The organism is Apibacter muscae (assembly GCF_007845635.1).
In the GTDB taxonomy this organism is placed as follows: Bacteria; Bacteroidota; Bacteroidia; order Flavobacteriales; family Weeksellaceae; genus Apibacter; species Apibacter muscae.
The window spans coordinates 78045-103546 of sequence record NZ_SELG01000024.1; the positions used below are offsets into that span (position 1 = coordinate 78045).

Genomic DNA, 25502 nt, shown 5'->3' on the forward strand with positions numbered 1-25502 from the left:
TTTTAAAAATAAAATAAATTTTTCTAATAATGAAATTATTATCGCAGCTAGGAATTATTCTATTCTTCTTTTTTATTGGAGAATTTATAGTTTTCATCTTAAAATTAAAAATTCCAGGAAGTATAGTAGGTATGTTGCTTTTGTTAATCTCTTTACAACTAAAGATAATTAAAGTAGAAAGTATAAAAGAAGTCTCAACCTTTTTCATTAACAATATGCTCATTTTATTTATTCCATTAGGCGTAGGCTTAGCAGCCCAATGGGATCTAATTTCTAAAGAATGGTTAACGATTATAGTCTCTATTTTTATCAGCACTTTTATAGTTTTATCCGTAGTTGCCCTAATAATAAACAAGAAAAAATGAATGAATTGCTAAATACCCCACTGTTTCATATTTTAATAACCCTTATAGTTTTTGGTTTATCAAATCTTTTGTATAATCAATTTAAGTACAAAATTTTACATCCGGGCATCATTTCTATATTATCCTTAATCATCTATCTTAAAATTTCTGAAACTTCTTTTGAAAATTATAATAAAAATACATACTTAATTAGCTTTTGGCTGGGTCCATCTGTGGTAGCTTTAGGTTTACCCTTATACTTATATATTAAACATTTAAAAGGCAGCTACTTAAGAGTATTATTAGCTATGTTGGCAGGTAGTATTTTAGGAATCGTTTCTGTGGTAATAATTTCAAAGCTGTTAGGTGCTTCCGATGTAATTGCTTACTCCCTTAGCCCAAAATCTGTTACCACTCCTATAGCCATGGAAATATCCAAAAGCTTAGGAGGAATACCTTCGTTAACCATTGCTATTGTTTTTATTACCGGTTTTACTGGGGCTTTATTTGGATGGAGTTTTCTACAATTTTTAGGCATAAAAGATCAAAAAGCTATTGGAATTGCAATGGGTACTGCCGCCCATGCCATAGGAACCGCTGAAGTTGTAAAAAAAGGACAAGAATTTGGAGCCTATGGAGCTATAGGAATTGCTTTAAACGGTATTTTTACTGCTATTTTTGCTCCTTTAATAATTCCTCCACTCTTACATCTTTTAAATTTTTTGTAAATCCTACCGTTTTCATTAGCAAAAATCTATTTTTAAAATTTAAAATAGTATCTTTATCTTTGAAAGATAAAAAAACTTTTATATGTTTTTTTATTGATTGAGATATTATGACGAATAAAAAGAAAAGAATCCCTGCCAAGCATCAGGAAAAGCTAAGGGATTTAAAAAAAGAAATACTTACACTCTTTACTAAAAATCCTAACAAACAATATAATTATAAGCAAGTTGCATCTTCTTTAGATAAAAAAAATCCTAGACAAAGAGAATTAGTAATACAAGCCCTACAACAACTTACCTCTGAAAAACAATTGCTGGAGATAAAATTGGGCAAATATCAAATAAATTTTAAGGAAGACACACTTGAAGGTAAGATTGATTTTAATAGTAGTGGCAATGCATATTTAATTGTTGAGGGTTTAGAGAAAGATTTGTTTATTCCGAAAGGAAAAACAGGAAAGGCCTTACAAAACGATCTTGTTAAAGTCATCGTTCACCAATTTAAAAATAAGAAATCTGAAGCCCAGGTTATAGAAGTTGTAGAACGCTATAAAAATCAGTTTGTAGGTAAACTTGAATATACAAAAGGTAAAAATTTTGGCTTTGTGATTGTAAACAAAAATGCAATTCACACTGACATTTTTGTTTCAAAAGATCAATTAAATCATGCCGAAAATGGACAAATTGTATTGGTTGAGTTACTTAGCTGGGATGAAAAATCTGAAAGTCCTTCTGGAAAAATTATTGATGTTTTAGGTGAACCGGGTGAAAATGAAACAGAGATGCATGCTATTCTCGCAGACTACGGATTGCCTTATGACTTTCCAGAGGAAATAGAAGAAGAAGCTAAAAAATTAGATCTAAGCATATCGGAAGTTGAAATTGCTAAACGCAGAGACATGCGTAAAATTACTACTTTTACCATAGATCCTGCGGACGCTAAGGATTTTGACGATGCTTTATCCATACAAAAACTTGACAATGGGAACTGGGAAATAGGTATTCATATTGCAGATGTATCACATTATGTGAAACCCGGAAGTCCCTTAGACCAAGAGGCATATTCAAGGGCTACTTCTGTTTATTTGGTTGATCGAGTTGTGCCCATGTTGCCTGAGATTTTAAGTAACAATGTATGTTCGCTTAGACCCCATGAAGATAAATATACTTTTTCCGCAGTGTTTGAGTTGGATGAAAATGCAGATATTAAACATCAATGGTTTGGAAGAACTGCTACCCATTCAGATCGGAGATTTTCTTATGAAGAAGCCCAACAAATTATTGAAGGGAAAGAAGGAGATTTTAAGGAAGAATTACTTGTATTAAATAAACTTGCTAAAACTTTAAGAGAAAAAAGACTTAAAGCTGGCGCTATTTCTTTTGATAAAGTAGAGGTGAAATTCAATTTAGATGAAGATAAAAACCCTACAGGTGTATTTTTTAAAGTTTCTAAGGATAGTAATCACCTTATAGAGGAGTTTATGCTCTTGGCAAATAAAAAGGTATCTGAATTTGTTAGCCTAAGAAAGGGCAAACCTACAGATCGCACATTCATTTATAGAATTCATGACGATCCTGATCCTACTAAGCTACTTACCTTTAAGCAATTTGTGAATACTTTAGGCTACGACATCAATATTACTGAGAAAAAGCAAACCTATTTATCCATTAATCAATTACTCATGGAAGTAAAAGGAAAAGGGGAAGCAAATATGATTGAAACCTTAGCTGTACGAACAATGTCTAAAGCTAAATATTCTACGGATAATGTGGGACATTATGGTTTGGCTTTTGATTATTATTCGCACTTTACTTCTCCTATACGAAGATATCCTGATATAATTGCTCATCGATTGCTACAAGATTTTCTAGATAAAAAACCCTCTGCTAAAAAAGAAGAAATTGAAGGTATGGCCAAACATTCCAGCGAGATGGAAAAACTCGCAGCCGATGCTGAAAGGGATAGCATTAAATACATGCAAGTAAAATTCATGGAACAACATGTGGGTGAATGTTTTGAAGGGGTTATTTCAGGAACTACTGATTTTGGAATTTATGTAGAAATCCGTGAATTTGGTGCAGAAGGGCTGATTCGTCTACGTGATATTCGTGATGATGACTATCGTTACGATGAAAAAACTTATTCAATCACTGGACAAAGAACTGGAAATCAGTATCGTTTAGGAGATACCATCCTTGTAAAAGTAATTAAAGCCAATTTAGAAAGAAAACAACTGGATTTTGAATTGGTTCAGGAATAATTTTATTCTTTAATACTAACTTTCCTTTAAAGTTTTTTTAAAGGAAAGTTAGTACGAATGATTATTAATTTTAAACCATAAGCTATAGCAAAGAGCTATATTATTTAAAAATATTCATCTGCTCATTATAAATCGGGCTTTCAATATTTAAAAAGTTTAAAACACTATGGAACACATGGTTTTGAGAAAGCATATCATTGGGTTTGAGTTGTCTATAATTGTCTGATGTCCATACGATAAAAGGGATTTCGTATTGCTCTTTAGGGGCTATACTCATTGGAACTCCATGCATATATAAGTTTTTTTCTCCTAATGATTCTCCATGATCTGAAACAAACAAAAGGGTACTATGATAATCCTTTAAATCTTTCAAATCATTGATAACAGATGCTAAAAGATAATCCGTATATACGATGGTATTGTCATACGCATTGATTAGTTCTTCTTGTGAACATTTACCTAGTTCCACACTGTTACAAACCGGTTTGAAAACTTCAAATTTAGAAGGATATTTTTTACTATACGTAGGTCCATGGCTTGTACTGGTATGCAAAACTACTAGTATTTTATTCTTATCGCTTGCTAAAATTTGTTCTTTTAATCCATTAAGCAAGATTTCATCGTATTGGCAGTTTTCACCTTCGCAGGTAGTCCTTAAAGCATCCTTATCTAAATAATTCTTGATATGTAAAGGCGGTTGCCCCCAGTTGGTTGATCTCCAAATTACCTCAACATTATTTCTATATAAGTAGTTAGGTAAAATTTCATATAATTTATTAGAATTTATATGTTCTAAAATACACTTTACTCCAGCAGTTGTATATGTTCCACAGGAATTTGCTTTAAAAGGATGTATATTTTCAATTTTAGATAGTAATGGATTGGTATTTTTTGTATATCCATACAAAGAAAAATTTTCTCTTCTCGCTGATTCACCAATCACTAAAACAAAAATAGATTTTTCATTATCTTTTATTTTAGCCTCTGGCAATAATATCTCTTTCTGATTCTCTTGGTTCTTATGTATAAAGTAAAGCGGTATATTAACGGAATAAGACCATGGCATAGCAAGCCCTCCTAATGTTTTTGAATTTTTATCTATCCATAACCAGTTACTTGCATTGGCAAAAGATAAAATTATGAGAAATAATAGAGAAAGAGATGATCTAACTAAAAACTTTTTTGTGGTTGCTTTTAGAATCTTAATTCTAGCTATATATATACTAGGTAGTATTCCTAATATAAGAATAAACAACAACAATTTTATGGAAAAAAAGCTACTGGATTCTTCGTAATTGGTATTAAAAATATTGCCTATCATACTTTCATCTATGATCACTCCGTATGTGAGTATAAAATAAACGGCAATAGAATTGATAATAAAAGTCAATATAATTAAAGTTTTTCCTATATACCTTGATAAAAAGGTTAGCAAATAGAAAACAAAATAATTAGCCACTAGCATAACGACTACTAAACTCGCAATAAGAATAATACCTGATAAGCTTTTATAGTCTATATTTTTAAAAACAAATTTAAAAAATGGTAAATGGTAGAGTAAAAAATTTAATAGACTAACTAATAAGGCAAAATTTGATATTTTAAGACTATTTTTTAACATATGCATTTATGATTGTATAAAGTGAGATGAGTAGACTAACTATAGAAATATAAAAAATTAATAATTGTGTATGATAAATTTTTACACCTAAGATAATAATTGAAATTAGAAATAATGATATAAAGATTGGGTAGTATTTTTTATTATTTATCCAATGCCAAAATTTATACTTTTGATAAGAAAGAATGCCTAGTATTCCACAGATAAAACCTAATATACTTCCTGAAATTACATCTAATGGATAATGAGCACCCACACCCACTCTAGTAAATGCTAATATATAAGCCATTAATAGTACACCCACACACCAAACAATTTTATTTATTGTTCTTTGAGGCATAAAAGCAATCATAATTACAGTCAATACCGTAAATATAGTAGTGGAATGCCCGGAGGGAAAACTATTATAACCTTTTAATGTTTTCCCAATTATTGTAAAATCACTAAGATCGTAAATAGCTGCAGGTCTCGGAACTTTAAAACAATTTTTAAACAATGGTGTTAGTATTCCAGAAATAAGTATTGACGGTATTAGCCCTTTCCATAATTCGGGAGCGTAAACTATAAAAACTGCTAAAAAGGATAGAATAATTAATACGTCTCCAAACTGTGTTAAATTATATATGAGATTTGGATAATTGGATAATTCTTTATTGATCCATTGAAAATAATCTTTTTGTATGAAGCTATAATAATTATCAATTAATAGATTTTCACTTATAAAGAAAACCGTCATTCCCAATAACAAAACAATGGGTATAAATAATATTTTAGAATTTAGAGAAGAAAAATTTTTGATTATGGTAAGATTCATCAAATTCAAATCTTTTTTACACATTAATATTTATATCTATCTTTCATAGATAAACACTTGGATAGATTTGTGGTTAAAATTAAGATTTTTTATTGATATTTAATGATTTTGAATAAATTGACTAAATAAATTTTCTTTTATGATTAATGGAATTTGAGGTATAAAAAACATCGATTAAAAAATCGATGTTTTATTTTTCTTACTTTAAAAATTCTTTAGCTATTTCTTTATAAATTTCAATACCTTCTAAATAATTTTCTATTTCGATGTATTCATCCGGCTGATGTGCCATTATAGGTTCACCCGGTCCTAATACTATAATTGGTAAATTCTTTTGAGCTTTCACAAACTGAGAACCATCTGTATAACCACTTACACCTAAGGGTTTAACTTCTTCTCCTTTCTTTTTGGACACTATGGAAGTTACTAATTTAACAATCTCGGTATTTTCATCGGTTTTAACTGGATCTAAATCATTAATTACTTCAATTTCTAAACAAAAGTTTTTAATTTTTTCAGACATTTCTTTATTAAGCTGTTCCAGTTCTTTTAAAAATTCTTGATGATCTTGGGATTCAATCGTACGAATATCTATTTCAACGATGCATTGATCGGGGATTACATTGGTAGCATTTCCTCCTTTAAAAACATTGATCGTTGATGTTGAAGGTCCGACCATATCATCTTTGTATTGAGAAAAGTTAAATTTCTTATTAAATGCTTCAATAAAATTTAACATATGCTCAACCGCATTAATTCCCTCTGATGGCGCTGAACCATGTGCGGTTTTTCCTTTTGTTTTTAAACGTAACCAAATCGCTCCTTTATGCGCTATAACTACATAATTTCTTGTAGGTTCACCAATTATTAATGCATCTAAATCTTTGGCATATCCTTTTTCCACTAATTGGCCAGCGCCTATGGCAGAAGTTTCTTCCCCAACAGTTGCTAGCAATTGTATATCTCCATTCAATTCTACATTATTTCTCTTCAATTCAATCATGGCAACTACCGCAGCCATTAATCCCCCTTTCATATCACTTGCACCACAGGCATAAATTTTTCCGTCTTTCTCATCAGCATCAAAAGGTTTATGTTCCCATTCCTGCTCTCCTACAGGAACAACATCCATATGTCCTGTAAAGCCAAGTATTTTGTCAGATTTTTTTCCTTTAAGAGTTGCAATCAACTGATTTCTACCTTCAGAATATTCAATTTGCTCAGTTTCAATCCCCTCTTCTTTAAAGAGCTTTTCTATATAATCAGCAACTTCTTTTTCATTGTCTAAAGTTGAATCAATTTTCAGGATATCTTTAAGCCAATCTATTTTTTCCTTTTCCATGATTTTTATTTTTCATGTTTTACAACATAATTTATACCAAATTAAAAAATAAATATAGTTAAATCTGAGCATTTATTATGCATTTGACATAATTTATTAACCTACAATCATTAACTAAATTAGACTAAAAAAATTTAAATCGATTTTAAAAACTTTATAAGTTCTTACTAAATTTTTATTTATATCTATGTAAAAACCTTAAATGATATTTATTCTTTTAAACCATTAATTAATTTTTGTATGGCTTTATCTATAGAATTAGTATCTTCTAACAACGAGATAAATTTACTTCCAATAATAGCTCCGTTAGAGTTTTTTTGTGCAGCATCTAAGGTTTCCTTGTTAGAAATTCCAAAGCCTATTAATCTTGGATTTTTCAAATTCATTGCATTAATTTTCTGAAAATATTCTTGTTTTTTTTCATCAAAACTTTTCTGTGCTCCGGTAGTGGAAGCGGAAGAAACCATGTAGATAAATCCATCCGTATGTTCATCTATAAGGCGAATTCGTTCTTCTGAAGTTTCCGGAGTAATTAGCATTATTATTTTTATATCGTATTGATCTGCAATGGGCTTGTATTCTTTAATATAATCATCAAAAGGCAAATCGGGAATAATTGCTCCATCCAACCCTATTTCTTTACATTTTTTACAGAAATTTCCGAAACCGTATTGCATAATCGGGTTTAAATAGCCCATCATAATTAAGGGTAAATTGGCTTCTTTTCTTATATTTTCCAATTGCTCAAATAGGATTTTCAGTGTCATTCCATTCTTTAAAGCTTGGGTTCCACTGGCTTGTATAGTAGGTCCGTCTGCCATAGGATCAGAAAAAGGAATTCCTATTTCTATTAAATCAATTCCATTGGATTCTAATTTTTTTATTATCTCCACCGTACTATCCAGATTAGGATAACCTGCTGTAAAATAAATGGATAGTATGTTTTTAGGTTTATTTTTAAAAAGTTGATTGATTCTGTTCATATTCTTAGTATACTACTGATTATACCTTTTTATTTTGTTTAAAAATTTATCTAGCTGTTTTATGTCTTTTAAACCTGGCTTTAATTCAAACTTGCTATTTAAATCTAAAGCATATAATTTTTTATGTTGAATTTTTTGTATTTCTTCTGTATCCTCTAATGAAATTCCTCCACTAAGAAAAAAAGGTGTTTCTCCCTTATAGTTATTTAATATAGTCCAGTCAAATTTTTTTCCGGAACCTCCATGTTGTGGCGTTTTCGTATCAAAAAGTAAATAATCGCAAACCTCTTCGTATTCTTCTGTTTTTTCTATATCTTCAATTTCTGCAATACTAAAGGCTTTAATAATTCTTAGGTTTGGAATTTTAATTCTAAGTTCTTTTATATATTCTACGGTTTCTTTTCCGTGTAGTTGTACATAATCTAAGAAATATTCTTTTACTCTATTCTCTACCTCTTGTAATTCTGCATTTACAAAAACACCTACTTTTTTTATATTGGATGGTAGATTAGATAGATGTTTTGGATTTAATTCTACAACATATCTGGGAGATTTGGAATAAAATATCAACCCCATAAAATCAATAGGTAACTGTATTAATTGTTGTATGTTTTCAGGATGCTTCATCCCGCATACTTTAATTTTCATCTTCTATCGTAATTCTTTTATAAACTGTTCTAAGGCTTCTCCCGGGTTGGAAGTTTTCATAAAGTTTTCTCCCATTAAAAAACCTTGATATCCTACCTGTTGTAATTCTTTTACAGTTTGTGAGGAAGAAATTCCACTTTCTGAAATTTTCACAAACTCATTTGGTATTTTTTCTACTAACTGAAAGGATACTTGCACATCGGTAACAAAGGTTTTTAAATTGCGATTGTTCACTCCTACTACATCCACATATTCATTTATATGATCCAATTCCTGTTCATTATGTATTTCCAGTAATACATCCAACCCTAATTCTTTCGCTTTTTTTGCTAAATTTTTGGTTTCTTCTATGGTTAAAGCTGCTGCAATTAATAAAATAGCACTAGCTCCATAAAGTTTTGCCTGATAAATTTGATACTCATCTACCATAAAATCTTTGCGAAGAAGGGGTGTATTCGTCAATAAAGATGCCTCTTTTAAGTCGTTTAAATTTCCTCCAAAAAAATCAAAATCCGTCAATACAGAAATTGCACTTGCTCCTCCTTTAGAATAATAGGGAATTACTTCTTCAATTTTTGCCTCTTTAAATATCCAATCTTTAGAGGGGGATCTTCTCTTAAATTCGGATATAATTCCGGTAGATGATTTTTGTAAAGATTCTTTAAAAGAAAATTTTTGGGTTACTTCTTTTACTTTATTTTCCAGTTCCTGCAAGGATATTTCTTCTTTGTGTTTGGATATTTCTATTTTCTTATTGGCTATAATTTTATCTAGTATGGTAGACATATTTGCGTTATATTAATTATTCAATTCCAAAAATTTCTGAAATGTTTTTTTAGTTTTTCCACTCTCTAAAGCTTCCTTTGCTTGAGCTAAACAATCTTCCAATCTAAGATTGGGTTTAACCGTTTGAATTGCAAATGCTGAATTGGCTATAACTACGTTTTTTTGTGCAAGTGTTGCCGTATTATTTAGGACATTATCAAAAATACGAGAGGCTTCCTCAGCGGTTTGTCCACCGTCTAAATCCATAGGTTTATAGAAATCAAAACCTAAATCCTCAGGAGAATAGAGATATTCTCCTAATTTGCTTATCGTTTTAAATTTATCCGTTAGAGAGATTTCGTCGTACCCATCCAAACTATGCACTATAGTATAATCACAATCCATATTTTGGTAAATATAGTAGTACAAACGCGCCATCTTAAGGTTGAATACTCCTAATACATTTCTTTTAGGTCTTATAGGGTTTACCACCGGACCTAACATATTAAAAAAAGTACGTACGCCTAAAGATTTTCTTATGGGTGCCACCACTTTTAAAGCATCATTAAAAAGTGGGGCATGAAGATAGGCTATATTTGCTTCTTCTAACGATCTTTCCAATCTATCCAAATCCGAAGTAAACTTTACACCGTGTTGTTCCATAACATTAGACGCTCCGCTTACAGATGTAGCTCCATAATTTCCATGTTTAGCTACTTTATATCCGGCACTGGCTACCACAAAACTAGATAGGGTAGAAATATTAAAGGTGTTTTTATTATCTCCTCCAGTACCTACAATATCTATGGTATTATATTTTTGTAAGGGTGAAACATCTTTGCATAGATTTAATAAGGCATCTCTAAATCCTAAAAATTCTTCAATGCTGATGTTCCTCATTAAAAAAACACTGATAAAGGCTGCAATTTGGGATTCATTATATATTCCTTCTGCCATTTGCGTTAATATTCGGCTTGCCTCTTCTCTATTTAGATACTGATGTTCAAATAACCGATTTAAAATATCTTTCATACTTTGATTTCTAATCATAATTATAACTTAGGAATTCACCCTTCTAAAAAGTTTTTGATCATAATTTTTCCATGGGGTGTAAGTATAGACTCCGGATGAAACTGTAAACCATGCACATCGTACAAACGGTGTTTTAAAGCCATTATTTGGTTGTTTTCATCCACAGCTGTGATGATCATATTTTCATGCGGGAAATCTTCTTGACTTACAATCCAGGAATGATATCTCCCTATTTCAAATGAAGAATTTAATCCTTCAAAAATATAATCTTTTTCTATAATTTTTGCTTGGGTAGCTACCCCATGATAGACTTCTTCCAAATTCTTTAATTGGGCTCCAAAGGCTTCTCCAATGGCTTGCTCTCCTAAACATATACCTAAAATTGGTTTGGTAGACGCATACTCTTTAATTAAAGGCAGTAATATTCCTGATTCGGAGGGAATCCCTGGGCCAGGTGAAAGTATAATTTTATCATACTTTTCAATTTCTGAAATTGAAATTTTATCATTTCTAATCACATCAAGTTCAGCGTATCCTAAATCTTTAACTAAATAAGCTAAGTTATAGGTAAAAGAATCATAATTATCAAATAATAAAATTTTCATCTATTTATTATTAGCTTGTAAATACTCTTCTGTTGTTTTTATCTCTGCATAATAATAGGACAATGCAGATAAAAATGCGGTTTGGACTTCTTGTGCAGTTGCTTTTTTTCCTGAAAATTCTAATTCTCGGGTGGCACATGCATCTTCAATTAAAGTACATTGATAACCAAAATCTTTAGCGGCTCTTACAGTAGCATCCACGCACATATGGGTCATCATACCACATATCACCAATTCATTTACTTCATATTTTTGCAAATGTTTTTGTAAATTAGTTTTGATAAAGCTATTAGGACTGTATTTGGTAATAACAATCTCTCCGTCTATAGGCTTTACATTTGGATGAATTTCAGCTCCTTCTGTATATGGCTTAAAAAAGATGGCTTCTTCTTGAAGAGATATATGTTGTATATGAATTACCGGCAAATGCAAAGATCTAAAATTTTCCAAAATCTTTTTGGTTTGTTCACTCGCTTGCAATGCTCCTTCCAAAGGAAAATTCCCATTTTCAAAATAATCTTTTTGTACGTCTATAACAATTAGTGCTTTCATTTATTTAATTTTTTAAGGTTTCTGCTAAATTTACAGCTCTTTTTAGAGCTCCTAGTTTGTTATTCACTTCTTGTAACTCTTCCTCTGGATTGGATTTAGAGACTACGCCGGCTCCTGCTTGATAGTAAAGTGTATTGTTCCTACTCATAAAGGAACGAATAGTTATGGCTTGGTTTAAATCTCCGTTTATACCTATATATCCTATGCATCCTCCATACGCTCCTCTTGTATGTTTTTCAATATCATAGATCAATTGCATTGCTCTTACTTTAGGAGCTCCTGATAAAGTTCCAGCCGGAAAAGTATCTGCAAAAACTGCTATATTATTTTTTCCTTCTTCTACTTTACCACTTACTCTAGACACTAAATGAATCACATGTGAAAAATATTGTACATTTTTATAAAAGTCTACCCGAACTTGAGAACAATTTCTACTTAAATCATTCCTTGCTAAATCGACCAGCATTACATGCTCTGCATTTTCTTTTTCATCTTTAAGCAACTTTTCGGAAAGAATCTTATCTTTTTCATCCTCACCGGTTCTTTTATACGTTCCTGCAATAGGATCTATATATGCATGTCCTTGGGTTATTTTGCAATGGGTTTCTGGAGATGATCCAAATATGCGAAAGACTCCAAAATCAAAATAAAACAAATAAGGAGAAGGATTTACTGAACGTAAAGCTCGATATACTTTAAAGTCATCCCCTGCAAAGGCTTGGGAAAAACAACGAGACAAAACAATCTGGAAAACATCTCCTCTTTTACAATGGGCAATCCCTTTTTTTACGGCATCTAAATATTCCTCACCGGTGGTAAAAGAATTTTCATCTCCAATTTGCTTAAAATTGTAAGAAGCATAATTGTTGTTTTGCAACAACGCTTCTAATTGCTCCATTTTTGAGTTTTCTCCTTCAGGAATATTTTCTACAATTATTAGCTCATTTTTTAAATGATTGATAACAAATATAAATCGATAGAATATATAATAAAACTCAGGTATATCTGCGTTATTCAGTTTTTGGTTTTTAGGTTGTACAGTTTCAAAATACCGAATACTATCGTAAGAAGTATACCCAAAAAAACCATTAACATTGGTAGGATTATCTCCCTCTATCTTAAAACTTTTCATAAAGTTATCAAAAGCTATTGGCAATGAGATCTCTAACTTTTGTTTATTTTCAACGCCATTAATTTCTGTTATAACTTCATGATCTTGCACCTTAAATTTTGCTAGGGGTTCTAAAGCTATAAATGAAGAACTATCTTCACCTCCATGAAAATCTGAACTTTCCAATAATGCTGATTCCGGGAATAAGTCTCTTATTTTTAAGTATAACCCGACTGGGGTTTGCAAATCTGCAAGTAATTTTTTTGTGATTAGTCGTATATTCATTCGTTCTAATATTTTTTATTTGAGAATAAGATCTTTTTCTAATTCTTTTCTCTATAACTTACATAGGTTTCCATATCTTTATCTCCTCTACCAGATAAACACAATACAACAATATCCTCAGGTTTGAATTTTTTTTGTTCTAAAACTCCTAAGGCATGGGCTGATTCTATAGCGGGAATAATTCCTTCCATACGAGTGAGTTCAAAGGCAGCTTTCATTGCTTCTTCATCCGTAACCGCTAATACTTCCGATCTCCCTACGGTCGCTAAATGCGCATGCATAGGACCTATGCCTGGATAATCCAAACCCGCAGATATGGAATATGGTTCTTGAATCTGACCATCATCGGTTTGCATCAAAAGGGTTTTACTGCCGTGTACAATCCCTAGCTTACCTAAATGTATGGTTGCTGCAGATTCTCCTGAATTCACTCCTTTTCCAGCGGCTTCTGCTAAAATAATGTTAACTTTCTCATCATCTAAATAATGATAGATAGTTCCAGCGGCATTACTCCCTCCTCCAATACAAGCTATTAAATAATCTGGTGCTTCTCTTCCTTCTTTTTCTAATAATTGTTTTTTTATTTCTTCACTAATTACTGACTGTAATCTTGCTACCATATCAGGATATGGATGCGGACCTACGGTGGAACCTATAATATAATAGGTATTGGAAGGGTTTGAACACCAATCTCTAATCGCTTCATTGGTAGCATCTTTCAACGTTTTGTTTCCACTTTCAACCGGAACTACTGTTGCTCCTAACATATGCATTTTTTCAACGTTTAATCTTTGTCTTTCAACGTCAGTAGCCCCCATGTATACGATACATTCCATATTCATTAATGCACATACCGTAGCTGTAGCCACCCCGTGTTGCCCTGCTCCGGTTTCGGCTATAATTCGAGTTTTACCCATTTTTTTTGCCAACAAAATCTGCCCAATGGTATTATTAATCTTATGCGCGCCGGTGTGGTTTAAATCTTCCCTTTTTAAATATATTTTGCAACCATACTTTTTGGATAAACGCTTTGCTAAATACAAGGGAGAAGGACGACCTACATAATCTTTTAACAAATCATAATATTCTTTTTTAAAATCTGGGCTTTCTAAAAATTGTAAATAATTTTTTTTAAGTTCCTCTACATTATCATATAAAATTTCAGGAATATAGGCTCCTCCAAATTCCCCATAAAAACCTTTTTGATCTACGTTATACTTTTGCATTCATTTATTTTTTATACAAAAAAGCCTATCGTGAGTACGATAGGCTTCTGTTATTTATAATTATCAACATAGCAAGATTCACTCACAATTTTTGAAATTGAAAGCACCACCACCATGATATGTTTAATATAGTTTTCACTTTTAAATCTTAATGATAACAAAATTATTATTTTTTTTTTAATCTCAATAACATTTACTTAGAAAAATTTTAAATTCTGTTTTTCTCTTTTTAACAGGAAATTAAACTTACACTATTTAATTATTTACCTAACTAATAAGTAAAAAAATTTTTAAATATAATTGGCTCTTCCTATATTTAAAAATTTGTATTTTTAACCGATTAATACCTTGCAATTATGCAAACCTATGATGAAATTTTAGAATGGTTATATTCACAAGTTTCTAACTTTCAAAATGTCGGCCAGTCTGCTTATAAACCTGGATTTGATAATATTTTAAAATTATGTGAAATTTTAGATAATCCACATAAAAAAATTAAAACCATCCATATTGCTGGGACAAATGGTAAGGGCAGCACTTCTAACATGGTCGCTTCCATTTTAAAAGAGGCTGGATATTCGGTTGGTTTATTTACTTCCCCTCATTTAAAAAATTTTACTGAAAGAATTAGAGTAAATGGAGAAGAATGTGAAAATGATTATGTTTTCAATTTCCTTACAAATATTAGAACGTATTTTACTAAAGACTTCAATCCTTCATTCTTTGAATTGACTACTGCTATGGCTTTTGATTATTTTACTAAAAAAAAGGTAGATATTGCAGTTATTGAAGTTGGTTTAGGAGGTCGACTGGATTCCACCAATATAATTAGCCCCCAAGTTTGTGCTATCACTAGTATTTCTTTAGATCATACAGAACTTTTGGGTGACACTCTTGAAAAAATTGCTTGGGAAAAAGCTGGAATAATTAAAACTAAAATCCCTGTTGTCATTGGAGAGGAAAAGGAAAATATAAAAAATTATCTTATTGACATCTGTAAGGAAAGAAATGCCCCTTATATAGACGCAACTTCTATAAATAAAGAATATATTTCTGACATTACGGGAATTTATCAAAGCCAAAACAAGAGAACGGTTTTAGGTATTATTCATTTTTTAAATGAGCAAGGTTGCTCTATTAAGGAGGAACATATAAAAAATGGATTCCTTAGTGTGAAAAAAAATATGCATCTGCGTGGACGATGGGATATTTTACAAGAAAAAAATCCATTAATTATTTGCGATACAGCCCATAATGAAGACGGTTTTAAAAAAGTTACTGATCAACTCTCCAAAATGAGTTTTAATGAACTCCATATGGTTCTAGGATTTGTTAAAGGTAAAAATTTAGATAAAGTATTCCCATTATTGCCTGAAAATGCAAATTATTATTTTGTAAAACCTTCCATTGCTCGAGGTCTTCCACCCAATGAATATGAAGAAAAAATCAAAAAATTTTTCTCTAAGTATAAAATTTTAAGTTCTGCACATGATGGATTAAATTACTCTAAATCAATTGCTAATGAAAATGATTTAATATTTATTGGTGGTAGTAATTTTATTATTTCTGAAATTATTTAAAAAAATATTTGCAAGTCTAAAAAATAGGCGTATATTTGCAATCCAATTACGAAACAAAATAAATTAAAAACAAAAGTTCTTAAATATAATTGTTTTGAAATGGGCGATTAGCTCAGCTGGTTCAGAGCACCTGCCTTACAAGCAGGGGGTCGCAGGTTCGAACCCTGCATCGCCCACAATAAAAGCCTTTTCTTTTTAGTAGAGGTTTTTTTATTGGTGAAGACCTATGGTGTAACGGTAGCACACCGGTTTTTGGTACCGTTTGTCGGGGTTCGAATCCCTGTAGGTCTACAAACGTTAAGTTATAAAAAACGTTTGCCTGTTAAGTTTAAATGTTTTACATTTGCTCGCGGTAAACAAAAATGAATAGAAAGATTTTAAAAAATGGCAAATCATAAGTCAGCATTAAAAAGAGTAAGACAAGCTCAGGTAAAAAGATTGCGTAATAGATATTACCATAAGTCTGCAAGAACAGCTATTAAAGAATTGAGAGCTGAGACTGAGAAATCTGTTGCTTCAGAAAAGTTACCTACTGTTTTTTCTAAAATAGACAAGTTAGCAAAAAGAAATATTATTCATAAGAATAAGGCTTCTAACTTAAAATCTAAATTAAATAAGTTTGTAAACACTTTAGCGTAAGCATCTATATAAGATTATGGCCCGTTCGTCTATCGGTTAGGACTTCAGATTTTCATTCTGGCAAGAGGGGTTCGACTCCCCTACGGGCTACTTTAAACCACTAATTATAATTTAATTAGTGGTTTTTTATATTCTAATTCTATCACAATCTTAACCATTTAACTTTTCTATACAACATTTACATTAATATTTGAAAATCAAATTTTTATATAATTTTTTGCTAAATAAATATGGGTTGAGATTAATTAAAAAAATAATTTCAGTGATTTTAAAGTCTAGATATCCAAATCAATAATTTCACTTTTATATTTCTACTAAATATTACTTATTTACTCAAAATTTAGTTTAATCCAAAACATAATTTAAATTTAATTAAAATATACTATTATATATATTCTTATTTAGATTTTATATTAATAGCGCATTTATGATAATTATTAGTTTTTATTTTTAATAAAATAAATATTTTTATATCCTATAATCATATTTATAATACTAAATATAAAAAATAAAACTTTTATTATGTTAAAAAAAATATACCGCTGCTTTATTGGATTATTTATGATTACAAATTGTATCTTATGTCATAAAAACAATCCAGGTTCTTCATTATCCAATACCTTAAAATCCGAAGAAATAGAAACCCAAGGAAGCGTAGAAGAAGCTGAAATTACTTCTCCTCCAAATGTCCCTAAGCCTACCGGGAATAGAGCTGCAAAAAAAATAATTGTCAGACTGGAAACTATTGAAACTGTAAAGGAACTTGCCCATGGAGTAACCTATGATTTTTGGACTTTTGATGGTACAGTGCCAGGTTCATTTGTAAGAGCAAAGGTTGGCGACGAAATAGAACTTCATTTAAAAAATAATGAAAATAGCACCTTCCCTCACAACATTGATTTACATGCTGTCAATGGTCCCGGAGGAGGGGCTGCTGCTACTTTGGTACCCCCCGGCAAGGAAGCTACCTTTACTTTTAAAGCATTGAACCCAGGTTTATATGTTTATCATTGTGCAACCGCGCCCGTGGGTATGCATATCGCCAATGGAATGTATGGATTAATACTTATAGAACCCGAAGAGGGTTTACCTAAGGTAGATAAAGAATTCTATATCATGCAGGGAGATTTTTATACTAGCGGTAGCTTTGGAGAAAAAGGTTTTCAAAAATTTGACATTAACAAAGCCATTGCTGAACATCCAGATTATGTTGTTTTTAACGGGCATACCAATTCATTGATTGGTGAAAATGAATTAAAAGTAAATGTCGGAGAAACTGTACGAATTTTTGTCGGTAATGGTGGTCCAAATTTAACTTCGTCTTTTCATATTATTGGAGAAATTTTCGACAAAGTATATATGGAAGGTGGTAATCAAATTAATGAAAATGTTCAAACCACTCTTATCCCTCCGGGTGGTTCTGCAATTGTAGAATTTAAAGCTACCGTTCCTGGAGAATATGTAATTGTAGATCATGCAATTTTTAGAGCTTTTAATAAAGGTGCCTTAGGAAAAATTAAAGTATCTGGAAAAGAAAATCCTAAAGTATTTTCTGCTAATTGAGAATTATATCTCTAAAAATTTTAGCTCATGAATATTCAAGGTTCAAGTATTTTAATCGTTTTTTTTATAATTATTTCGTGCTTTCCAAATTCCAATCATGAAAGTTTAAAGGAAAATAAACAATTAGTACCTAATAAAACTTTTTCTTCTAAAAAAATGAAAATAATTGAAGAAGGATATTTACATTCATTTTTTAGCAAAGATTCTACGAATAAAATATATATCCAAAGCTTTCTTCTAGATGAGGCCCCTGTAACTTTAAAAGAATATTTAAGGTTTGTTAAAGAAAATCCTGCTTGGGCTAGAAGCCGAGTTATAGAACTATATGCAGATAAGGATTATTTAAAAAACTGGAAATCTGATTTTGAACTTCCTGAACATATCAGCCCTGAAGCTCCAGTCACCTATGTTTCTTGGTTTGCTGCTAAAGCTTATGCTAAAAGTTTAGATCAAAGATTGCCTACTACCGATGAGTGGGAGTATGTTTCTTCTGCCGATGAGTATACAGCTAATGCAACTGATAAAGAAGAATTCACCAACTACATATTAGCTTCCTACCAAAAAAAGTTTAGAAATAAACTTCCTGTAAAGCAAAACCATCCAAACTTTTATGGAATTTATGATCTATATGGTGTTGTCTGGGAATGGACGGAAGATTTTAACTCTGTAATGATTTCCGGAGAATCAAGAAACGATAATACAATTAATAATGAGAATTTATTTTGCGCAGGGGCTGCATTGACCACTTCTGATCTTAAAAATTATGCAGCATTTATCAGGTATGCAATGAGAGGGGGAACAAAAGCAAATTATTGTATTCAGAACATGGGCTTTAGATGTGCAAAAAATCTTTAAAACATTTTACTAATGAAAAAAATTATATATGTAATTCTGTCCCTTTTAACTTTTTTTTCTTGTACAAAAGAAAATAATCTAGCGATTCTTCCCAACTCCATTTATAATTTAACTTCTAAATGGGAAAATCAAAACGGAGATACTATTGCTCTTTCGGATTTAAAGGGTAAAGTAGTTGTATTAACAATGATTTATACTTCATGTAAAACAGCTTGCCCTAGATTAACTGCTGAGATGAGGGAAATATACAAAAATGTAAATATTAAAAACTCTCAAGATATACGGTATGTCCTTGTCTCCATAGACCCAGAAAATGACAACCCTCAAATCATGATGGAATATTTATCAAACAACAAATTCAACGATATTGAATGGTTATTTCTACGTAGTGACGAAGAGAGCACCAAAGAATTGGCGAACACTCTTTCCGTTAAATACAAGCAAATAGACCCGGTTGAATTCTCACATTCAAATATAATCAGTGTTTTATCAAAACAAGGTGAATTAGTCCATCAAAAAAATGGATTGAATACAGATATCGATCCAATTGTTATGAAAATAAAAAATGAATTAAAAAAATAGAGATTATGAAAAAAGTGTTAATAGTTATTTTTAATGTACTCCTTATGGTTAGTTGTTCTAATGATGAAGAATCTAAAATCCTAACCTCTTCCTCTTCACAGGTAAACCATGAAGTAAAAGCTGTAGAAAATACTCCCCCAGAGCATAAAGGTAAATTAGCCATTGAAAATTCTGATTGTTTATCCTGCCATAAAGAAAATGCAAAACTTATAGGGCCATCATTTAAAGAAATTGCAGATAGATATTCCAATAAAGATATAGATGTTCTTTCAGACAGAATTATCAATGGTGGTAAAGGAAATTGGGGAGATATACCTATGCAAGAACATCCTAATTTAAGCAAAGAAGAAGCAAAAATTATGATTGAATATATTTTATCTTTAAAAAAGATATAAGATAAACCTTGTAAGAATTATTAAATAATCACATACCATACATTTACAAATCTTTCTATATTTGTATTAATCTATTATTCTCCGTAATAGAGAATCAATTAATAACTTTAATATGAAATATAAAAGAATCCTTCTAAAATTAAGTGGAGAAGCTTTAATGGGAGATCAACAATATGGAATTGATCCCAGTATTCTTCAAAATTATTCACAACAAATCAAAGAATTGGTGGATATGAGAGTTGAAGTTGCCATTGTTATTGGAGGAGGAAATATTTTTAGAGGAGTTTCTGGGGCCGCCACTGGAATAGACCGTGTACAAGGTGACTATATGGGAATGCTAGCAACTGTGATTAATGGCATGGCTTTACAAAGTGCTTTAGAATCCGCTGGTGTCAAAACTAGGTTGCAAACGGCTATTCGAATGGAACAGGTAGCAGAACCTTTTATTAAAAGAAAGGCAGATAGACATCTTGAAAAAGGTAGAGTTGTTATTTTTGGTGCAGGCACTGGAAATCCTTATTTTACAACAGATACAGCAGCAACACTAAAAGCTATTGAAATTAATGCTGAAGTTATATTAAAGGGTACTCGTGTAGATGGTATTTATAATTCAGATCCTGAAAAAGATAAAAATGCTGTTAAGTTTAATAGTATTTCCTTTGAAGAAGTTTACAAAAAAGGACTTAAAATTATGGATATGACTGCCTTTACTTTAAGCCAAGAAAATAAACTTCCTATTATTGTTTTTGATATGAACAAAAAAGGCAACTTAAAAAAAATTATTGAAGGAGAAGATGTTGGTACGCTAGTAACCATATAATCATTTAATATTTTATCTTTGCAATCACATTAAGTGTATCTTGAAAATTATGGAAGAACTATCATTAATCGTTGATACGACTAAAGAAAGTATGGAATCTGCAATAAATCATTTGCAAATTTCTTTCAATAAAATTAGAGCGGGTAGAGCGAATCCTGCCATGTTACAATCTATTATGGTGGAATACTATGGAGCCCCAACTCCTCTATCTCAAGTCGCCAATATTTCAGTACCTGACGGTATGACCTTAAGTATACAACCCTGGGAGAAATCTGTTTTAGGAGCTATAGAAAAAGCAATTTTTCAATCTAATTTAGGCTTTACACCTAATAACAATGGAGAAACGATTATCATAAATATTCCTCCATTAACAGAAGAGAGAAGAAGAGATTTGGTTAAGCAAGCAAAAGCAGAAACTGAAAATTCAAAAATTGGAATTAGAAAAGCTCGTCAAGAAGCGAATGCGGATATAAAAAAGATAGAAAATTTATCTGAAGATCTAAAAAAGGATGGTGAAGACCAAATACAAACTTTAACTGATAATTATATTAAAATAGCGGAGGACTATCTAAGTCAAAAAGAGAAAGAAATTATGACTGTTTAAAATAATTTAAAAGGATTAGAGGTCGGTTTCTTTCAAGTAAACCGACCTTTTTTTATTAATCAAAATTTATGTCAAAAAATATTACTATTATAGGATTAGGTTTAATTGGGGGATCAATTGCTCTCGATTTAAAAAAAGTTGGTTTTGCCAAACAAATTACAGGAGTTGATCAATCAAAAGAACATGAAAATGAAGCTCTAGAGCTAGGGATCACAGATAAAATTGAATCACTTGAAAATGCTGTAATGTTTGCTGATATTGTTATTTTAGCGACTCCCGTAAATGTAAGCATTGCCTTACTACCTAAAATTTTAGACTTAATAAATCCTAATACAGTAGTTATGGATGTAGGTTCTACAAAGACTTCTATCATTGAAGCTATTAAAGATCATCCTAAAAGAAAATCTTTTGTTCCTACCCACCCTATGGCTGGTACTGAATACAGTGGGCCTTCAGCCGCTTTTCATGGCTTATTTAAAGATCGCGTTGGGATTATATGCAACTCTGAAGAATCTTCTCCTACTGCTGTTCAATTAATTTCAGAGCTATATTTTCATTTGGGATCTCGGTTGATATTGATGAATGCAGAATCTCACGATGAGCATGTAGGATACGTTTCTCATCTTTCTCATGCAATTTCTTATGCTCTTGCCGTTACAGTTTTAGAAAAAGAACAAAACGATGCTGCTATATTTAATTTAGCAGCCGGAGGATTTAGCTCTACTGCACGTCTTGCAAAAAGTTCTGTAGATATGTGGTTGCCTATTTTTGAGGAAAATTCTAAATATGTACTTCCAATTCTCGATTTATATTTAGAGAATTTGAATAAGTTTAAATCATACTTAGAGAATAAAGACTCTCAAAAATTATTTGATTTTATTAAAACTGCTAATGCAATTAAAGATAAACTTCAAAAATAAAAAAGTAGAAATGGTTTCTACTTTTTTATTTTTAAATAATACGTCTGATTTTTTTAACTTTCCCTTTCCAATATTTTTCTTCTAAAGAACTTATCATCACTCCCTTGGAGGTAGAGGCATGAATGAAAAATATTTCTCCTGATTTGGAAACGTTTTGCACTATTCCTACATGATTTATTGCTCCTCCTCCTGTAGCAAAGAATATAAGATCTCCTTCTTTAACATTAGATATTCTTATCTCTTTACCCTCCTTAGACATATCAATAGACCTTCTGGGTAACTTAACATCTATTTTTTGGTAAGCATTACATACCAACCCCGAACAATCAATACCGCTAGAAGTATTCCCACCAAATTTATAAGGAGTTCCTTTATACTTCTCTGCTTCTTTAATTACAGTTTTAACCTCTTTATTAGATGCTGATGAGTTTTTAGAGCTTAAAATTGATCCTTTTGTTTCTTTCTTTTTATTATTTACTACTTTGGGTAAAGCTGAACTATTCTTATTGCTCTGATTTGAAGTATATATATGGCTAGAACTTGGTTTTCTATTCTTGGTGGATCTTGTTGTTTCGTAGGAAACACAAGAAGTTATAAATGTTAAACCAAAAATAATTGTTAATATATTAAAAAATGAAGTATATCTCATTGGATCAGTTGTTCTTGAATGTTAGGCTAATTTAAAAATATTTTGATAATAACTCCTTTGCACTAGTTTACATTTTATAATAAACCCTCTGAGTGAGTAGTTCTTTCGTATTCTGAATCTATCTTTAAATGATCTTTTTTTATTGCCGATGTTGCTAAAAAATCTACTCTTTCATTTTCTGGATGCCCATTATGCCCTTTAACCCAAATAAAATTTACTTTGTGCTTCCTATAAACTTTTAAAAATCTAAGCCATAAATCTGAATTTTTAACTTTTGAAAAACTCTTTTTTTCCCATCCAAAAATCCATTTCAAGTTGATTGCATCTACCACATACTTTGAGTCTGAATAAATTATTACTTGTTGATTGGGCTTAGTAATATTTTCTAAAGCTACAATTACAGCTAATAATTCCATGCGATTGTTAGTAGTGAGACGAAATCCTTCTGAAAATGTTTTTTCATATGAAGTACCCTTTAAACGCATTAGAATTCCATATCCTCCTTTTCCTGGATTTCCGGAGGAAGCCCCATCTGTAAAAACTTCAATCATTGTTTTATTAAAGAATACTTATTAATTCGTTTAATTTTTGAATTACTTGGAAACCCTTATTTAGGTTTTCATTTTTATGATTATAATCAAAGTAGATTGCTTGCATTCCAATCTTGGAACTTCCAATAATATCAGACTCCCAATCATCTCCAATAAAAACGGATTCTTCCGCTTTTGCATTGGCTTTGGATAATCCTAAATGAAATACTTCGGGGGCTGGCTTTCTTTTATTTATTTCTTCCCCACTAGTGATTGTACTTACAAAGTTTTTTATTGCTGTATCATTAACTTTTCTATAGGTTTGTTCCTTAAAACCGTTGGATACTATATGCAAAGAATAATTTTTTTCTTTTAAGTATTTAAGCGTTTCTTCAGCACCATCAATCAAATAATTATTTTCGGTCATTTTTTTTAAAAAATTCTCATTAAAATAATCTTGGATGTCTCTATCTTCAATTCCATACTCTTTAAAAGTTAGCGTAAATCTTCTATCTAAAATATTTTGTTTTGTTATCTTATTTTCTCTATATAATGCCCAAAGATTTTCATTTCTATGGTAATAATTACGGTAAAAATCTGAAAAATTTAATGAATACTTTTCTTCAATATTTTTTTCATGATACATTTTCTGAAGGGTTAACTTAGAATTTCTATCTGTATCCCATAATGTATTGTCTAAATCAAAAAAAAGATGTTTAATTTCTTTTAACATTTTTTTACTTTTAAAGGCTTAAACCCATCCCAAATAAAACTGAAAATAGAAGTGCTATAAATGCCACCGGTTTCATATATAAATCCAATTTTTGGGGTTCTTTAGTGTATAATATTTTTCTTCTAATTATAGTGGTTGGTATAAATAAAAGAAAAAATATAAAGGGTTTTAATGATTCTAAATTTTCTAATTGAATAGAAATTGTTTCCTTGTTTATTAATAAGAATACTAAACAAAGAATAAAAGGTAAATTCATTAAAAGTAATTGATAATATTTGGCATTTTGAAATCCTATTCTTAAAGCAAATGTATTCTTTCCACTCATTCGGTCGGATTCAATATCCCTCATATTATTAAGATTTAAAACCGCTACACTAAATAATCCAACGGCGGATGCGGGTAATAAAATGCTCCAATTCAAGGTGTGTGTATAAAGATATTCACTTCCCAAAACAGCAACCCAACCAAAGAATATAAATACGAACAAGTCCCCTAAGCCCATATAACCGTAAGGTTTTTTACCCATGGTATAAAAAATAGCTGCCAATATACAAGCTATTCCTAAACCAATAAATATAAAAAAGTCTTTCCAATCTCCAGGTATAAAAGCATACCATAATAAAGCAATTGCTGAAATTAGGGAAAGAATTGTAGTTATTATAATTCCTCTAAACATCGTTTTACGGGAAATTGCTCCACTTTGTATGGCTCGTTGCGGGCCTATTCTATGCTCGTTATCCGTTCCTTTTACCCCATCTCCATAATCATTGGCAAAGTTAGAAAGAACTTGAAATAAAATTGTTGTTGAGCAAGATAAGATAAAGATTATTCCATTAAAATCTCCTTTCCATTTTGCTAATAATCCTCCCAAAATAATTCCACTTAAAGAAAGTGGTAAGGTTCTTGGTCTAGCTGCTTCAATCCATGCTTTCATGTATTTATTTATTTTAGTAATATGAAGTTTATATAAATTATTCCTTCATAATAGTTTATATTAAAATTCGAAGGTTTCTAAAAGTTCTATCTCTGACGTAAAAAATAGAACTTTAGCTCCAAATTTTTTAAAAATTAATTGATGTATTCTATCTGAATATTGGGTTTGAAATAAACTTAAATTTTCTTTTTCATTCGTAAAACATTGTATGGAATAGGTATTTCCAGACTCATCTTGGTGAGATAGAACTTTACAAAAAATTGCTTTGGTGAATAAATTAGTTTGATGCAGTTCTGCAATAAAATTTTCTTTAACCCAATGGATCCAATCATTTTCAATTGAGAATTCAACATGAAAACTCTCTGCGTAAATATACATTATCTT

At 30.8% G+C, this 25502-nt stretch carries 27 protein-coding genes, 3 tRNA genes and 1 pseudogene; 15 read left to right on the top strand and 16 right to left on the bottom strand.

Annotated elements, in window-relative coordinates; all coding sequences use genetic code 11:
- The first annotated feature begins 29 nt into the window (after positions 1-29).
- The 3 genes from ETU08_RS01145 (at position 30) to rnr (ending at position 3330) form a co-directional block, all read left to right on the top strand.
- Positions 30-365, top strand: coding sequence for a CidA/LrgA family protein (locus tag ETU08_RS01145; protein WP_146261176.1), 336 nt, complete (start codon positions 30-32; stop codon positions 363-365).
- Entirely contained in the window at positions 362-1072 is a 711-nt protein-coding gene (locus ETU08_RS01150) for an LrgB family protein (RefSeq protein WP_185145253.1), read from the top strand. Before ETU08_RS01145 ends, ETU08_RS01150 begins: the two co-directional genes overlap by 4 nt.
- 107 nt (positions 1073-1179) lie before the next feature.
- Positions 1180-3330, top strand: a complete 2151-nt coding sequence (rnr, locus tag ETU08_RS01155) for a ribonuclease R (RefSeq protein WP_146261178.1) — start codon at positions 1180-1182, stop codon at positions 3328-3330.
- Positions 3331-3430: 100 nt separating this feature from the next.
- Here the strand turns inward: rnr and eptA are convergent, their stop codons facing one another.
- The 11 genes from eptA to trpB form a co-directional block, all read right to left on the bottom strand.
- Complete coding sequence (eptA, locus tag ETU08_RS01160) at positions 3431-4951, bottom strand: phosphoethanolamine--lipid A transferase EptA (protein ID WP_146261179.1); 1521 nt, start codon at positions 4949-4951, stop codon at positions 3431-3433.
- On the bottom strand, positions 4938-5765 hold the full coding sequence (locus ETU08_RS01165) for a phosphatase PAP2 family protein (RefSeq protein WP_146261180.1): 828 nt from the start codon (positions 5763-5765) through the stop codon (positions 4938-4940). Before ETU08_RS01165 ends, eptA begins: the two co-directional genes overlap by 14 nt.
- Before the next feature lie 199 nt (positions 5766-5964).
- On the bottom strand, positions 5965-7107 hold the full coding sequence (locus ETU08_RS01170) for an ArgE/DapE family deacylase (protein WP_221410530.1): 1143 nt from the start codon (positions 7105-7107) through the stop codon (positions 5965-5967).
- 209 nt (positions 7108-7316) lie between these two features.
- Positions 7317-8090, bottom strand: coding sequence for a tryptophan synthase subunit alpha (gene trpA, locus ETU08_RS01175; RefSeq protein ID WP_146261182.1), 774 nt, complete (start codon positions 8088-8090; stop codon positions 7317-7319).
- A 12-nt stretch (positions 8091-8102) separates the two neighbouring features.
- On the bottom strand, positions 8103-8738 hold the full coding sequence (locus ETU08_RS01180; protein WP_146261183.1) for a phosphoribosylanthranilate isomerase: 636 nt from the start codon (positions 8736-8738) through the stop codon (positions 8103-8105).
- A gap of 3 nt (positions 8739-8741) precedes the next feature.
- On the bottom strand, positions 8742-9524 hold the full coding sequence (gene trpC, locus ETU08_RS01185; protein ID WP_146261184.1) for an indole-3-glycerol phosphate synthase TrpC: 783 nt from the start codon (positions 9522-9524) through the stop codon (positions 8742-8744).
- A gap of 12 nt (positions 9525-9536) precedes the next feature.
- Positions 9537-10535, bottom strand: coding sequence for an anthranilate phosphoribosyltransferase (trpD, locus tag ETU08_RS01190; protein ID WP_146261185.1), 999 nt, complete (start codon positions 10533-10535; stop codon positions 9537-9539).
- 35 nt (positions 10536-10570) lie between these two features.
- Entirely contained in the window at positions 10571-11140 is a 570-nt protein-coding gene (locus tag ETU08_RS01195) for an anthranilate synthase component II (protein ID WP_146261186.1), read from the bottom strand.
- Positions 11141-11692: a cysteine hydrolase family protein gene (locus tag ETU08_RS01200; RefSeq protein WP_146261187.1), complete on the bottom strand. Its 552-nt coding sequence runs from the start codon at positions 11690-11692 to the stop codon at positions 11141-11143. It abuts the gene before it with no gap.
- Positions 11693-11696: 4 nt separating this feature from the next.
- Positions 11697-13088, bottom strand: a complete 1392-nt coding sequence (locus tag ETU08_RS01205) for an anthranilate synthase component I family protein (protein ID WP_146261188.1) — start codon at positions 13086-13088, stop codon at positions 11697-11699.
- A 38-nt stretch (positions 13089-13126) separates the two neighbouring features.
- Complete coding sequence (trpB, locus tag ETU08_RS01210) at positions 13127-14314, bottom strand: tryptophan synthase subunit beta (RefSeq protein ID WP_146261189.1); 1188 nt, start codon at positions 14312-14314, stop codon at positions 13127-13129.
- A 356-nt stretch (positions 14315-14670) separates the two neighbouring features.
- On the opposite strand from trpB, the gene ETU08_RS01215 reads away from it, so the two are divergent.
- The 12 genes and pseudogenes from ETU08_RS01215 (at position 14671) to ETU08_RS01270 (ending at position 22272) form a co-directional block, all read left to right on the top strand.
- Positions 14671-15894, top strand: a complete 1224-nt coding sequence (locus tag ETU08_RS01215) for a bifunctional folylpolyglutamate synthase/dihydrofolate synthase (RefSeq protein ID WP_146261190.1) — start codon at positions 14671-14673, stop codon at positions 15892-15894.
- A gap of 101 nt (positions 15895-15995) precedes the next feature.
- Positions 15996-16070: transfer RNA gene (locus tag ETU08_RS01220), tRNA-Val, on the top strand.
- Positions 16071-16114: 44 nt separating this feature from the next.
- Positions 16115-16185, top strand: a tRNA-Gln gene (locus tag ETU08_RS01225).
- A 93-nt stretch (positions 16186-16278) separates the two neighbouring features.
- Positions 16279-16533 (top strand): 30S ribosomal protein S20, encoded by a 255-nt coding sequence (rpsT, locus tag ETU08_RS01230; protein WP_146261191.1) that lies wholly within the window; start codon positions 16279-16281, stop codon positions 16531-16533.
- An 18-nt stretch (positions 16534-16551) separates the two neighbouring features.
- Positions 16552-16623 (top strand) — tRNA-Glu (locus tag ETU08_RS01235).
- Positions 16624-17094: 471 nt separating this feature from the next.
- Positions 17095-18087 (top strand): annotated as a pseudogene (gene nirK / locus ETU08_RS01240) (copper-containing nitrite reductase); the annotation flags it as partial.
- 36 nt (positions 18088-18123) lie between these two features.
- Positions 18124-18951: a formylglycine-generating enzyme family protein gene (locus ETU08_RS01245; RefSeq protein ID WP_146261192.1), complete on the top strand. Its 828-nt coding sequence runs from the start codon at positions 18124-18126 to the stop codon at positions 18949-18951.
- Between the two features lie 12 nt (positions 18952-18963).
- Positions 18964-19533, top strand: coding sequence for an SCO family protein (locus tag ETU08_RS01250; protein ID WP_146261193.1), 570 nt, complete (start codon positions 18964-18966; stop codon positions 19531-19533).
- 5 nt (positions 19534-19538) lie between these two features.
- Positions 19539-19928: a c-type cytochrome gene (locus tag ETU08_RS01255; RefSeq protein WP_146261194.1), complete on the top strand. Its 390-nt coding sequence runs from the start codon at positions 19539-19541 to the stop codon at positions 19926-19928.
- 112 nt (positions 19929-20040) lie between these two features.
- Entirely contained in the window at positions 20041-20748 is a 708-nt protein-coding gene (pyrH, locus tag ETU08_RS01260) for a UMP kinase (RefSeq protein WP_146261195.1), read from the top strand.
- Positions 20749-20797: 49 nt separating this feature from the next.
- Entirely contained in the window at positions 20798-21352 is a 555-nt protein-coding gene (frr, locus tag ETU08_RS01265; RefSeq protein WP_146261196.1) for a ribosome recycling factor, read from the top strand.
- Positions 21353-21420: 68 nt separating this feature from the next.
- Positions 21421-22272: a prephenate dehydrogenase gene (locus tag ETU08_RS01270; protein ID WP_146261197.1), complete on the top strand. Its 852-nt coding sequence runs from the start codon at positions 21421-21423 to the stop codon at positions 22270-22272.
- Positions 22273-22303: 31 nt separating this feature from the next.
- On the opposite strand, the gene ETU08_RS01275 is transcribed toward ETU08_RS01270, so the two are convergent.
- The 5 genes from ETU08_RS01275 to ETU08_RS01295 all read right to left on the bottom strand — a co-directional run bounded on the left by ETU08_RS01275 (position 22304) and on the right by ETU08_RS01295 (position 25496).
- A complete protein-coding gene (locus ETU08_RS01275; protein ID WP_146261198.1) occupies positions 22304-22921 on the bottom strand; it encodes a C40 family peptidase in 618 nt (205 codons plus the stop codon).
- A 74-nt stretch (positions 22922-22995) separates the two neighbouring features.
- Positions 22996-23472 (bottom strand): ribonuclease HI, encoded by a 477-nt coding sequence (gene rnhA, locus ETU08_RS01280; protein ID WP_146261199.1) that lies wholly within the window; start codon positions 23470-23472, stop codon positions 22996-22998.
- A gap of 7 nt (positions 23473-23479) precedes the next feature.
- Positions 23480-24184: a YjjG family noncanonical pyrimidine nucleotidase gene (locus ETU08_RS01285; RefSeq protein ID WP_146261200.1), complete on the bottom strand. Its 705-nt coding sequence runs from the start codon at positions 24182-24184 to the stop codon at positions 23480-23482.
- Positions 24185-24194: 10 nt separating this feature from the next.
- Positions 24195-25118 carry a 1,4-dihydroxy-2-naphthoate polyprenyltransferase gene (locus ETU08_RS01290; RefSeq protein ID WP_146261201.1) on the bottom strand — a complete coding sequence of 308 codons (924 nt, stop codon included), beginning with the start codon at positions 25116-25118 and terminating at the stop codon, positions 24195-24197.
- 60 nt (positions 25119-25178) lie between these two features.
- Complete coding sequence (locus ETU08_RS01295; protein WP_146261202.1) at positions 25179-25496, bottom strand: DUF4286 family protein; 318 nt, start codon at positions 25494-25496, stop codon at positions 25179-25181.
- Positions 25497-25502: the final 6 nt, after the last annotated feature.